The sequence below is a fragment of the Streptomyces sp. NPDC086519 genome (genome assembly GCF_040686075.1).
Taxonomy (GTDB): Bacteria; Actinomycetota; Actinomycetes; order Streptomycetales; family Streptomycetaceae; genus Streptomyces; species Streptomyces shenzhenensis.
Window position 1 is genome coordinate 119,896 of the sequence record NZ_JBFBJL010000021.1, and the last position, 12,572, is coordinate 132,467.

The 12,572-nt window shown below is 71.0% G+C and carries 12 protein-coding genes; 6 read left to right on the forward strand and 6 right to left on the reverse strand.

Features of this window, described 5'->3' with window-relative positions:
* Window positions 1–5: 5 nt before the first annotated feature.
* Window positions 6–1,280 carry a glycosyltransferase gene (locus AB0P24_RS21555; RefSeq protein ID WP_365796271.1) on the reverse strand — a complete coding sequence of 425 codons (1,275 nt, stop codon included), beginning with the start codon at window positions 1,278–1,280 and terminating at the stop codon, window positions 6–8.
* A gap of 314 nt (window positions 1,281–1,594) precedes the next feature.
* Between AB0P24_RS21555 and AB0P24_RS21560 the strand changes: the two genes are divergently transcribed.
* Complete coding sequence (locus AB0P24_RS21560; RefSeq protein WP_365796273.1) at window positions 1,595–2,251, forward strand: response regulator transcription factor; 657 nt, start codon at window positions 1,595–1,597, stop codon at window positions 2,249–2,251.
* Here the strand turns inward: AB0P24_RS21560 and AB0P24_RS21565 are convergent.
* A complete protein-coding gene (locus tag AB0P24_RS21565; protein ID WP_365796275.1) occupies window positions 2,179–2,931 on the reverse strand; it encodes an IclR family transcriptional regulator in 753 nt (250 codons plus the stop codon). The genes AB0P24_RS21560 and AB0P24_RS21565 overlap by 73 nt on opposite strands.
* A gap of 82 nt (window positions 2,932–3,013) precedes the next feature.
* Window positions 3,014–4,270: a DUF3500 domain-containing protein gene (locus tag AB0P24_RS21570; RefSeq protein ID WP_365796277.1), complete on the reverse strand. Its 1,257-nt coding sequence runs from the start codon at window positions 4,268–4,270 to the stop codon at window positions 3,014–3,016.
* Between the two features lie 175 nt (window positions 4,271–4,445).
* Between AB0P24_RS21570 and AB0P24_RS21575 the strand changes: the two genes are divergently transcribed.
* Genes AB0P24_RS21575 through AB0P24_RS21590 form a run of 4 tightly spaced genes read left to right on the forward strand, consistent with a single transcriptional unit; the run spans window position 4,446 to window position 8,366 of the window.
* Window positions 4,446–5,738 carry a CaiB/BaiF CoA-transferase family protein gene (locus AB0P24_RS21575; protein WP_365796279.1) on the forward strand — a complete coding sequence of 431 codons (1,293 nt, stop codon included), beginning with the start codon at window positions 4,446–4,448 and terminating at the stop codon, window positions 5,736–5,738.
* 17 nt (window positions 5,739–5,755) lie between these two features.
* Window positions 5,756–6,658: a fumarylacetoacetate hydrolase family protein gene (locus AB0P24_RS21580; protein WP_365796281.1), complete on the forward strand. Its 903-nt coding sequence runs from the start codon at window positions 5,756–5,758 to the stop codon at window positions 6,656–6,658.
* Window positions 6,655–7,482 (forward strand): enoyl-CoA hydratase-related protein, encoded by an 828-nt coding sequence (locus tag AB0P24_RS21585; protein WP_365796283.1) that lies wholly within the window; start codon window positions 6,655–6,657, stop codon window positions 7,480–7,482. The genes AB0P24_RS21580 and AB0P24_RS21585 overlap by 4 nt, the downstream gene beginning before the upstream one ends.
* 53 nt (window positions 7,483–7,535) lie before the next feature.
* Window positions 7,536–8,366, forward strand: coding sequence for an NAD(P)-dependent oxidoreductase (locus tag AB0P24_RS21590; RefSeq protein WP_365796285.1), 831 nt, complete (start codon window positions 7,536–7,538; stop codon window positions 8,364–8,366).
* Between the two features lie 249 nt (window positions 8,367–8,615).
* Here the strand turns inward: AB0P24_RS21590 and AB0P24_RS21595 are convergent, their stop codons facing one another.
* Complete coding sequence (locus tag AB0P24_RS21595; protein WP_365796287.1) at window positions 8,616–8,834, reverse strand: NAD(P)-binding protein; 219 nt, start codon at window positions 8,832–8,834, stop codon at window positions 8,616–8,618.
* Between the two features lie 162 nt (window positions 8,835–8,996).
* Here AB0P24_RS21595 and AB0P24_RS21600 point away from each other — a divergent pair, with 162 nt between their 5' ends.
* Window positions 8,997–9,386: a lipocalin family protein gene (locus AB0P24_RS21600; RefSeq protein WP_365796289.1), complete on the forward strand. Its 390-nt coding sequence runs from the start codon at window positions 8,997–8,999 to the stop codon at window positions 9,384–9,386.
* A gap of 137 nt (window positions 9,387–9,523) precedes the next feature.
* Here the strand turns inward: AB0P24_RS21600 and AB0P24_RS21605 are convergent, their stop codons facing one another.
* A complete protein-coding gene (locus tag AB0P24_RS21605; protein WP_365796291.1) occupies window positions 9,524–10,753 on the reverse strand; it encodes an FAD-dependent monooxygenase in 1,230 nt (409 codons plus the stop codon).
* Window positions 10,754–10,852: 99 nt separating this feature from the next.
* A complete protein-coding gene (locus tag AB0P24_RS21610) occupies window positions 10,853–12,529 on the reverse strand; it encodes a thiamine pyrophosphate-binding protein (protein ID WP_365796293.1) in 1,677 nt (558 codons plus the stop codon).
* Between the last annotated feature and the right edge of the window lie 43 nt (window positions 12,530–12,572).

Consider the following 12,572-nt stretch of genomic DNA (forward strand, 5'->3'; position numbering starts at 1 on the left):
GGTCATCAGGCGCGGCGGCGGAAGACGGCCAGTCGCAGCACCAGGAAGCGCAGGGCGGTGACCAGGACCGAGGAGGCGGCGAGGACGAGTGTCTCGGCGGCCGCCGAGGCGTCCGGCACGGCGTCGCGGAACACCAGTACCGCCGCCGAGGTGACGAGGTAGCCGACGACGAACAGGGCACCGGCGCCCAGGTGCGCCCGCCCCGCCCCGACACCGTCCGCGGAGTAGCGGAAGGTCAGGCGGCGGTTGGCCTCGGTGTTCAGCAGCGTGAGCACGAGGAGCGAGACGAAGTTGGCTGCGGCGGGCGGCCACCAGCCGCGCAGCAGCCAGTACAGCAGGGCCTGTCCGGCGGTTGAGGCGATGCCGATGAGGACGAAGCAGCTGATCTGCCAGGCGAGTTGGGAACGGGCGGCGTCCGGGGCCAGGACCGCGTCCGGGTGCTCGGCGGCGGGTCCAGGGCGGCGTGGAACCGGGACGCGGGCAGCGCCCGATGCCTTGAGCCTGGCCATGCGCCACAGGCCCCTCAGGTCGTCGGCGGCGGTGCCGACCACGTCCACCCGGGTGTCGACGTCCTCCACCCAGTCGACGGGGACCTCGTGGATGCGCAGGCCGTTGTGCTCGGCGAGCAGCAGCAGTTCGGTGTCGAAGAACCAGGCGTCGTCCTCGGTCCTGGCCAGCAGCGGGCGCAGCACGTCGGTGCGGGCCGCCTTGAACCCGCACTGGGCGTCGCTGAAGCGGGCGCCGTGGGTGAGCCGGATCAACGCGTTGTAGCAGCGGGAGATCAGCTCGCGGCGCGGGCCGCGCACGGTGCGGGCGCCGGAGGCGAGGCGGCTGCCTATGGCGAGGTCGGAGTGGCCGCTGGCCAGTGGGGCGATCAGCGGCAGCAGTCCGTCCAGGCCAGTGGACAAGTCGACGTCCATGTAGACGACGATGTCGGCGTCGCTCATGCCCCAGACGGTGCGCAGCGCGAGACCCCGTCCTTTGCGCTCCAGGTGGAGGACACCGACACCGGGCAGTTCCTCGGACAGCTCGCGGGCCACGGCGAGGGTGCGGTCGAAACTGGCGTTGTCCGCCACGGTGATCCGCCAGGGGTAGGGCAACTGGTCGCGCAGCCGGGCGTGCAGGGTGCGGATGCAGCCGGGCAGGGCCCGTTCCTCGTTGTGGACGGGGATGACGATCTCGACGGTCGGCGTGTGCGTGGCGGTCGAGCCAGGGACGTCGGCCCGCGACGCCGCCTGGAAACGCCGGGCCGTGGGCGGACTGCTGCTGGTATGCGTCATGGGTTCCTCGAGCAGTGGGGGTCGGTGGGGCGGCTCCCGGTCGCGCCCACGCCCTCGTGGCGCGCCGGGTCGACTCTGACCGGCGCGCCAGGAAAAACGCGGGGAGAAAGCTGGGAATTGACGGGGAGTCCGCTGTCAGGCCGCCCGTCGGCGGGCGGCCAAGGATGTCGCCGATCCTTGCCGCGCGACCTGGGAGACCGAGGTCAGCAGCCCGGGAACCCACCGAGAGGCTCCTGTGGGACCACCCGCCGGCGGGCCGGCCGGGGCGGGATGCCGGCTGAGGTGTGCGGCGCCGTCATACCTGAGGCGTACCGGTGCTCCTGGAGGGCACCCCCGGCCTGACCCCGGTCGGCGAGGCCGAGCACGGCGCCCAGGCCGTCCGCATGACCGCCGGACTCCGCCCCGACGTCGCCCTCATGGACATCCGCATGCCCGGCATGGACGGCATCGAGGCCACCCGCCGGATCGTCGCCGCCGGTGGCCGCATCCGGGTCCTCATCGTCACCACCTTCGACCTCGACGAGTACGCCTACGACGGCCTGCGCGCCGGCGCCGGCGGCTTCCTCCTCAAGGACGCCCGGCCCGAGGAACTCGTCGCCGGCATCCACGCGGTCGCCACCGGAGACGCCGTCGTCTCCCCCCGCCTCACCCGCCGCCTCCTGGACGCCTACACCCACCGAGCCCTGGCCCCCACGGGCGCCCCAGCCGCCACCGCGCCTGCGGCGGCTCGGCGCACCGGGCCATCACGGACTTCGGCAGAGCGGCCCGCCGCCGGAACCCCGTCAAGGGCTCCAGCCGGCTCTTCAGCTGTCTACGGCAGGCAGAGCGCGGTGTGCCGAACCAGAATCGCGTCAGGGCGTGACGGGGCCGCGGGCCCGCGCCCCGTCCCCGAGGAGTGTCAGGCCGGTTCGGTGGCGGTGGGCAGAGCGATGGCGATCGCCTCCGCCGCGAGACGGACCTTCTCACCGTAGGGCGCGAGCAGTTCGGGCGACATACGGCTCTTGGGTCCCGAGATCGAGAGGGAGGCGATCGGCCTGCCACGGCCGGGCCGAATCGCGGCACCGACCGAGACGACGCCTTCCTCGACTTCCTCCCGGCAGATCGCGTATCCGGCCTCGCCGACGTGGCGGAGCTCGGCCCGCAGCCGGTCGGGGTCGGTGATCGTGTGGAGGGTGACGGCAGGCAGACCATCTGCGATGTACGTGTCGACCTCGCTCTGCGGCCATGCCGCGAGGACGGCCTTGCCGTTCGACGTCGCGTGCAGCGGCCCGCGCGAGCCGAGGGGAGCCACGGCACGGACAGGGTGGGGGCTGTCGACGCGCTCGACAAGGACGACATCCCGGTCGGCGGGGACCATCAAATGCACCGTTTCCCCGACTTCCGCGGACAAATTCCTCATCGTGGGCAGGGCGGCGGGCCGCAGTCCCCCACGGGCGCCGACCGCGCTGCCTACGACGAAGGCGCGCACCCCGACCTGCCAGCGACCCGTGTCGGGGTCCTGTTCGATCCAGCCGGCCTCCGCGAGGGTCGCCAGGCTGCGCTGCACCGTGGTCTTGGGCAGGCCCAGGCTCCGGGTCAGTGCGCTCAGCCCGACCGGCTGACTCACCGCGACGGCCTCGAGGACGCGCAGCGCCGTGGTGACGCTCCTCATACTCCCACCTCGTTCCCGGGCGTCGTTGTGGCCGTGCCTCACCTGTGATGATCGCACACGGGCGAACAACGCTCCCGGGCTCTCAGACGGGACCGTCCAGACGCTGCGGAGCACCCGTGGCGCGCCGCACGAGCTCAACGCCGTAGTCGTTGCCGTTGGGGGTCCGCACGAGCGTGTGGGTGTGGAACTTCTCTGGTTCCGTGTTGGCGAGGAAGACTCCCGCGTGGTGGTCGAGTTCGGCCAGGACGACCGGGCTCTGCACGCGGAAGTAGAAGGGGTCGTCGTCGCCGCGCCCGCCGATCCAGCAGAAGTGCGTGTCGGCGAGATGGCGCCGTGCGTCCGCGCGTCGCGCCGCCCGGCCATGGTCGGGCTGGTAGTCCAGGAAGAGGTCCACCAGTTCCAGCAGCGACTCCTGCTGGGCAGCGTTCAGCTCGGTGCCGATGATCCCCTCGTAGGGGATGACGCGGTTGTCCTGGAAGGCGCCGCCCAGGTGCAGTTCGTCACCCGGGTGCAGCCGCCCGGCCGGCATGTCCGGGTCCCGCTTGCGGTCGTAGAGCACCGCCTGGTCGGCCTGGCGGCCGGTCAGACTTCTCACGAACGCCAGACCCGCGCGTTCCTGCTCGCCGAACAGCGACAGCCCAGCGTTCTCGCCACGGTCGATCATGTTCGGCTCGGAGCCGAAGAACACCGGTGTCAGCACCTGCTGACCGCCGATCAGCAGGCAGTTGACGGCCAGGTGGTGGCCCCAGAGGTTCCATCCCCACGGCCCGTCCTCGGAAGGCGTGCCGAAGACGTTGATGTTGTAGCTGTGCTCGTTGAGCAGTCGAGGGAGGCCGACGAGGTCACCCAGGAACCCGTTGACGGTCATGACGTCGCGTACCTTCCGGTAGCCGGCGGGGCTCAGGCACGCCTTGATCAGCTCGAAGACCCGCGCACGCACGCCCTCGCCGGTCTCCTCCAGCCGGATTCCGTAGCGGTTGAGGTACATCTCCGGGTTCATCCAGGCCCGCCACACTCGGCTGTCGAGTGGGTGCAGGACGCGGTCCCGCTCCGACGCGCCGAGGGTTTCGAGGAGGGCCAGCCCCGCGTCGGCCGCCGACTTGACCTCCGCTCCCTCGTCGCACCCGGCCGCAAAGAGGTCTGGTACCGGCCGGCCGTCGGTGGTGATGCCGCGGAACGGCTCGGGGGAGGCGAACAGTTCCATCCATCCCGACAGCACCTTGTCGACGAAGGGGTCCCTCCTCAGCGCGTCGACGTAGGTGTACGGATCGCACGACCTGAACGCGCTCAGACGCGGATGGTCGAGAGGGAAGAGGTGATCGCGGAAGTCACTGGGCATGTCGCCTCCGGCAGGTGGTGACGCGAGACCGCACCGGCTCGCGGCGGTCCAGCAGCGCCGGGCGGCCACCCGCAGGACGCTTGACGCTCCTGGAATCCGGAACCTAAGTTTGCCACGGGTCCTCATTGCGGTCCACTGGTCCGTAATGCGGTCCAGGAGAGGAGTGGAGGGCAGAATGACGATGACAACAAGGCCCGGCGGGCGCGGTTCCCCGTTCCTGAAGGGGGTGCGCGTCCTCGACGTGACCGGGGCCCTCGCCGGTCCCTACTGCACGACGATCCTTTCCGACCTGGGTGCGGAGGTCCTCAAGGTCGAGCCGGTCTCGGGTGACGGCATGCGTGCGCGGCGGATGGGTCCTGGCCGCAGGTCCCTGCCGTTCGACCTGATCCATCGTGACAAGAGCAGTCTCGCGGTCGACCTGAAGGCGCCCGAGGGCGTGGACATCGTGCGGTCGCTGGCGCGGCGCAGTGACGTCCTGGTGGAGAACTTCCGGGCAGGCGCGATGGCGCGGCTGGGTCTGGGTTACGAAGACCTCAGACCGGACTGTCCGGATCTCGTCTACTGCTCGATCTCCGGCTTCGGCCAGTTCGGCCCCATGCGGGAGGCCAAGGGCATCGACCTGATCGCACAGGCGTACAGCGGGCTGATGTCGGTGACCGGATCGACCGACGGACAACTCGCCAAGGCCGGGTTCCCGGTGTCCGACCTCGGATCCGGCATGTGGGGAGCGATCGGTGTCCTGGCCGCCCTGCTGCGGGCACGGGCCGGTGGTGGCGGTGCGTACGTCGATGTGGCCCTCGCCGACTCGGTGGCCGCCTGGTCCCTGTGGGAGGTCGCCGACTACGTGGCCACCGGGGTCGAGCCGGCACCACTGGGCACGGCGCACCGTCTGGCGGCTCCCTACGAGGCGTTCACCTGCTCCGACGGAGCCACCCTGGTCCTGGGCGCGGTCGACCGTGCGTGGGAGGCCCTGTGCGCCGTCCTGGGAGTGGATCTGAGCGGCGACGCCCGGTTCGCCACGGAATATGAGCGCTTCGTGCACCGGGAGTCCCTGGCCGCGATCCTGCAAGCGCGCTTCAGCACCGCGACCCGTGACCACTGGATGGAGGCACTGCGTGCGGCCGGCGTCCCGTGCGGGCCCGTCAACGGCATCGGTGACGTCCTGACCGACGAGCAGTTCGCCGAGCGGGGGCTGTTCGTGCACGACGAGGACCGGTTCGGGCAGCCGACGATCGTGAACACGCCGATCGTCGCCGACGGGGCGCCCCGGGCCCGCGGACCCGCGCCCGTCCTCGGCTCGGACACGGCCGCGGTCCTGGCCGGCCTGGGCTACGACGACGAGCGGATCGCCGCCCTGGTCGAGGCAGGCGTGGTCGGAGTGCGCCCCTCCCCCGGTGCGGCGAGCACACCCCCGCCCGCGTCCGAACCGGTCACCGACTCCGCCCGAGCCGTCCGAGCACCCCGATGAACCAGGAGAACATCCGCATGGCCAAACCGCATCACGCCTCGTCCGTCGACTGGGCGGACGGTCTCGGGCTCGCCCGGGTCCTCCACGGCGGCGGCCCCGTGGTCGCTCTTCGGCGTGACGGGTCGTCCGAGGCACGGCTCGCGCTGGTGGACGGCCGTGCCTTCGAGGACCTGCCCGCACTGCTCGAAGCGGCCCAGGGGGATCCCTCGTCCATCGAGGCCGGCACGCCGATCCACGCACCCGACGACCGGCTGCTCAGCCCGGTCGGCCAGCCGGGCAAGATCATTTGCATCGGGCAGAACTACCTCATGCATGTGCGTGAGGGCGGCCGTGAGGCCGGCCCCGCCCACCCCGACCTGTTCGCGAAGTGGCACACCTCGCTGGCGGCACCGTTCGCCGACGTGGCCCTGCCGCCGGAGTCGGAGCAGGTCGACTACGAGAGCGAACTCGCCGTGGTGATCGGGGTACGGGCACGCAGGATCACGGCCGAGGACTCGCGGCGCGTCGTCTTCGGCTACACCGCGGCCAACGACGGCTCGGTGCGCGACTTCCAGTTCCACACCGCTCAGCGCACCGCGGGCAAGGCATGGGACGGGCTCACCCCCCTCGGGCCCGTCGTCGTGCCCGCGCAGGAGCTGGGAGGCGCCCGGCCCGACCTCGCCATCACCGGCACGCTCGACGGGAAGGTCGTCCAGGACGACCGGACCTCCCAGCTGCTCTTCGGGGTGCCGGAGTTGCTGGCCTACGTCACCACGGTGATGACCCTGGAGCCAGGTGACCTGATCCTCACCGGCACCCCGGCGGGGGTGGGGTTCGCGCGCGAGCCCAAGGTCTTCCTGCGCCACGGCTCCGAGTTCGAGGTGCGTGTCGAGGGCATCGGCGCACTGCGCAACAGGTTCGTCGACGAGAAGACCGGATGACCGCCGTGAGCACCCTCGCAGCCGCACCGGCACAGATCCGGACCGAGGTACGCGATGCCGTCGCCACCGTGGAGATCAGCAACCCGGCCCGGCACAACGCCCTGTCCGTGGCGATGATGAACGATCTGGCAGCCGCGCTGCGTGCGGTGGACAACGACCCGGAGGTACGGGTGGTGGTCCTCCGCGGCGCCGGTACGAAGGCCTTCGCCTCCGGCGCCGACATCAGCGAGTTTCCCGGCCACCAGGACGTCGACGTGCGTCAGGCCGCAGAGGATGCGGCCACGGCTCTGTTCACCGAGCTCTCGGCGCTGTCCGTGCCGGTCATCGCCCGCATCCACGGCTACTGCCTGGGCGCGGGAATGGCCCTCGCGCTCGGCGCGGACATCCGCTGCGTCGACACCCGCGGTGTCCTTGCCATTCCCGCCGCCCGCCTGGGCGTCGGTTACCCCTTCGAGCAGACCGCCGCCCTCGTGCAGACCGTGGGTCCTGCAACCGCGGCGGATCTGCTGTTCACCGGTCGGCGTCTTGCCGCCCAGGAGGCACACGCGACGGGCCTGGTGGACCGGGTCGCCGAACCCGAGGAGCTGGAAGGCGTCGTCGGCGAACTCGCCGCCACCATCGCGGCGAACGCCCCCCTTTCCGTGCGCGCCGCGAAGGCGACCGTCCGGGCCGTTCGCCGCCTGAGTGAGGGAGACCAGGCCGCCGGCGACGCCGCCCGGCAGCTCGCGGCCCAGGCCGTCGCCCGCTGCCGCACCTCTCAGGACCTGCTCGAAGGCGCCCGCGCCTTCCTGGAGAAGCGGCCACCACACTTCACCGGCCGCTGACGGCCGCCGGCGCCGCCACTCCGGGCGGCACATCGACGACAGGAGCATTCCCCATGGGGACCTCGCTGAAGGGGCGGACCATCGTGATGTCCGGCGGCAGCCGCGGTATCGGGCTCGCCGTTCTCACCGCCGCGGCCCGGGAGGGCGCCAACGCGGTGATCCTGGCCAAGACCGACGCACCCGACCCTCGGCTGCCGGGCACCGTGCACACGGCGGTCGCCGCGATCGAGGCCGCCGGCGGATCGGCCGTCGCCGTGGTCGGCGACGTGCGCCGGGAAACGGACGTCGAACGGGCGGTGACCACGGCGGTCGAACGGTTCGGCGGCGTCGACATCTGCGTCAACAACGCCAGCGCCATCGACCTCCGCGGCACCGAGGAAGTACCGCTGAAGCGCTTCGACCTGATGCAGTCGGTCAACACCAGAGGAGCGTTCCTGCTGACGCGGGCCTGTGTGCCCCACCTGAAGCGGTCGGACCACGCCCACATCCTGACGCTGTCACCACCGCTCAACCTCGCACCACGCTGGCTCGGCGCCCACCCCGCCTACACGGTGGCGAAGTACGGGATGACTCTGCTCACCCTCGGCTGGGCCGCCGAGTACGGAGAGGTCGGCATCGCCGCGAACTGCCTGTGGCCGCAGACCACCATCGCGACCGCCGCGGTGACCAATCTCCTCGGTGGCGAAGGCCTGGGCAGACGATCGCGCGCCCCCGAGATCATGGCGGACGCGGCAGTGGCCGTACTGTCCCGCCCACCACGTGAGCACACAGGCCACACCCTCATCGACGCCGACGTCCTGGCCGACGCAGGCATCACGGATCTCGCCCCCTATGGCGGTGGCGACCGTCCGGAACTCGATCTCTTCGTGGATCCGGCCCGCTGAGCCGCACGCCGGTCCGAGGTCACCGCACCAGCACGGGGCGGTTTTCAGGTCATCCCGCTCACCGTCAAGTCAGTCGAGGATCTGTTCCGGACCTGGCACCTGATCGGCCCGGAGATAGCCAGGCTTCATCCAGTCGTCCCACACACTCGCCCGTCGGCTGACCAGGATGTCCGGCGTCGTCTCCCTACCGGAGAGGAAGGACGGGCGGTGCGCCGGCCGGCCGACAGAACCCGCGTCGCCGGTGAAGGCCTAGGCTGAGGACGGCAGTCGGCCTTCGTAGAGGTTCTCGGGCTGGCACGCGCGAAGAGCCCGACCGCCATCGTTGTCCATGTGGAGCCGGAAGCCGGAGCGCACGATGCCGGGAGCGCTCTCGTAGACGGTGCAGCTGATGCCGGCTTTGCGTAGGCACTGGGCCAGACAGAGGCCGCCGATGCCTCCTCCGGCGATCAGGATGTGAAACGACTTCATCGTCGCCCCTTGGTAAATCGGGGTACCACCGGGCGAGCCCGGTGGTCTGGTGTGCATTCCACTCTGGCCGCGCCCGGCAGTTCAGGCCGGGGCAGGACCCACAAGGTCACGGGGGAAAGCTGGCCGGACCGTCAGTGGGGCCCGGTCTCCGACAACCCGGCCATGCGGTGGACCTGGATGGACCTCATTCTGCCCAGCGGGGACAAGCTCGCCCTGTGGGACGCCGTGGCCGGTGACAGCGAGAGCAACTGGGCCACGGTCCTGCACCCGGACGGCTCCTACGACGTGGCCGCGGTCAAGCCTCTCGCCGACGGCGTCGACAGGTTCTGGACCAGCCCCAGCAGCGGCAAGTCCTGCCCCACGCGCTGGAAGGTGGACATCCCCGCGCTCAAGACACCTCTGAACGTCCGTCTGACCGGCACGGACGGGCAGGAACTCACCGGCGGCTTCGGAGCCCGCCTCGAAGCAACCGCCTCCTTCGCCGGCAGGTACGAGGGCGCACAGGTCAGCGGCAAGAACCACGTCGAGATGGTCGGTCACTGGCCCGCCTGACCACGCCCCGCTCTCCGGTGGGCCGTCGGCGGCCCACCGGAGAGGCAGCCCGGTCTCCGCGGCCGGGCGGAGCACACCGTCCGCCCGGCCGCGCCGTTCAGCCACGATCAGATCGTCACCTCCGAGGCCGATCGGCATCAGCTGTTCCTGGCGAGCGCGACGGCGGCTTCGTCGCGGGCGTCGTAGCCGTACAGCCAGTCGTTGTCGCGGAGCGGATCGCCTGCCCCCGGGGTGCCCAGGCGGGCATCGCGCGCCTGTTGCTCGGGCCCGTCGGCCAGGTGGAACATCGTCGCATTGCGGTAGGAGACCTGCTGCACCTTGCGGACCCGTGGCACTCGTGCCGCGGAGTAGGCCGCCAGACGATCCGCCAGGTTCTCCGGCGTGGCACGTCCGAGGAGCGACGAGAGGACCGCCGCATCCTCCAGGGCCATGCTCGCGCCCTGGGCGAAGAACGGGAGTACCGGATGGGCGGCGTCGCCGACGAGGACAGTCCGGCCGGCGTGCAGAACATCGTGGACGGGTCGGTCGTACAGCCCCCAGAGCCCGACGGAATCGGTGCAGGCGAGGATCCTGCGCACCCGTGGGTCCCAGTCGGCGAAGTGCGCGCGAGCGTCGCCGATGTCACCGGCGCTGCTCCATGATTCCGGTTCGTCCCGGGGCGAGGGGACGATGGCCACGAAATTGAGGAAGCGTCCGCCGCTGACGGGGTAGTGGACGAAGTGCCGGTCGGGCCCGAGCCAGGCCGTGTGATCGTCTCCCAGTTCCTCGATGAGGTCCGGCGAGGCAAGCCCGCGGTAGGCGGCGTATCCGGAGGCGCGGGGGACGGTCGGGACGCCCACCGCCGCGGCCACGAGAGAGCGGTTGCCGTCCGCCGCCACCACGAGGTCGGCCCGGAGCGACTCTCCGTTCTCGAAGTCGACCTCCACCCCGTCGTCGTCCTGCCGGACGGCGATCGTCCGCTGTGCCAGGTGCAGGGTGCCAGGCTGGACCCCGGCGGCCAGGGCGTCGATCAGGTCCGCGCGGTGGAGGGTGACGTAGTCGGCCCGGAACCGGGCGCTCGCCTCGGCACCCAGCAGCTGGCGGCTGATGGTGGAGCCGTCCTGCCAGCGGCGGAGGTGAAGCGCCGAAGGGCGCACCGTCCCTGAGACCACGATGCCGAAAGCTCCTGCCAGCAGTCGCTGGGAGTTCGGGGCGAGCACGATTCCCGCCCCGACCTCGGTCAGCGCGGCCGCTTGTTCGTGTACCGAGACGGAGTGACCGCACTTCTGAAGACCGATGGCCGTGGCCAGACCGCCTATCCCGGCTCCGACGACGGCGATGCGCATGCGGCCGAGGCCACGGGACGGGTGGACAATATCGTTCTGCATGATCTGCCTTGGTTTCAAGGTCGCCGCCTGCAGGCGACAGTCGTATGTACGTCAGGAGTGAGGCCGCATCCGATGCGACGGGCCCGTACGGCCGAGCGGTCAGCTGAACATCCAGTCGGCCCACACGTCGGGCGTCACCTTGGCGTCGATGAGCAGGGTGCCCGAGGGCGCCTCGAGCCAGCGCTGCACTGCCTCCAGGTCGGCCTCCTTCCGCACGGTGACGGCTCGGCAGCCGAGAGCACGTGCCGTGGCGGCGAAGTCGACGTCGGGAAAGCGCACCAGCTCGGTGGGGAGGCCGCCGAAGTGGTGGGTCAGATGGAAGACCTCGGCGCCATAGGCGGAGTCGTTGTAGACGATGACCACGAGCGGTCGGCCGACCCGGACCGCGGTGTCCAGTTCACTGAGGGCCATCATGAGTCCGCCGTCCCCCAGGGTGGCGACGGCCAGCCGGTCCGGACGTCCCACCGCGGCGCCGATGGCCGCGCCGAGGGCGTGGCCGAGGGACTGGAAGCCGTACATCATCAGCCACGCCTGCTCGTCCGGCACGCTCAGGCCGAGGATGGACCATCCGAAGCAGATGCCGTCACCGCTCGCGACCGTCCGCGCGGTAGGCAGCATGCCGTCGAGGCGGGCGGTAAGCGTCCGTGGGTCCAGGTCTTGCTCGCGACTCGCATCCGTCCACTCGTCCGCGGCCCCGAACGCGCGCAGGTCGGCCGTTCTGGCCTCCGTGCGCATGCCGGTGTGCCGGACACCGCGGCCGGCCAGTTCCTTGACGACTGCGGCGGCCACGGCGGACACGTCGCCGACGATGCCCAGATCGGCCTTCAGGTATCGGTCGATCGCGTCGGAGTCGGTGTCGACGTGGACCAGCCTTGCGTCCGAAGGGAAGAGCTTGCCGTGCCGGGTCTGCCAGGGGTTCAGCGATGCGCCGAAGCAGAGGACGAGATCGGCCTGGTCGACGTGCTGCAGGGCGCGGCGGGTCGAGAAGCCGCCGGCAACACCGATCGAGAAGGGGTTTCCCGAGAAGAAGCCCTTGGCCGGGCCACTGGTCATCAGGAGCGCGCCGACCCGGTCCGCCAGTTCCTCCAGCACACTTCGGGCGTCCGAGACAACCGCTCCGCGGCCCGCGAGGACGACCGGGTTCTGCGCCCGGGACAGCAGGTCGGCGAGAGCCTGGACGGATTCGTCCGCGGGTGCCTGCGTCGTCTCGGCGGACTGTGCGGACTGCGCCCCGGGGGGTAGCGCCACGACGGTGTGCTGGAGATCGAGGGGCAGATTGACCACGACCGGCCGCCGCTCGCGCCGTGCCCGTGAGAACGCGCGGGCGATCGTGCCGGGAATGCCGGCCGCACCGCTGTAGCCCTCCACCTCGATGTCCACGGAACGCAGCAGCCGCTCCTGCTCGAGGTACTGGTTGTCGGCCGGGTTGTCCACGGCGCTTTGACCGGCGAGGAGTACGAGGGGAGTCGCGGAACGCTGAGCTTCGAGCAGCGAGGTCAGGGCGTTCGTCAGGCCGGGACCTGCCGTGACGGTGCAGACCCCGGGCCTGCCGGTGGCTCGCGCGTATCCGTCCGCCATGCTGATGGCACCGCTCTCGTGCCGTGCGGGGTGGTAGGCGACGCCGTACTCTGACGCCAGGTGGACGGCGAGCTGCATGTTGCCCAGGCCTATGACCCCGAAGACGGCCTCGACATCCTCAGCGGCCACCGCGGCGGCGATGTGCTGCCAGACCGGGCGCTCGTCGGCCGGTTCGCCGACGGCCTTGACTGCGGTCATCTCTCGCTCCTTGGCTCGGTTCTGGACATGCGGTTCGTTCCCG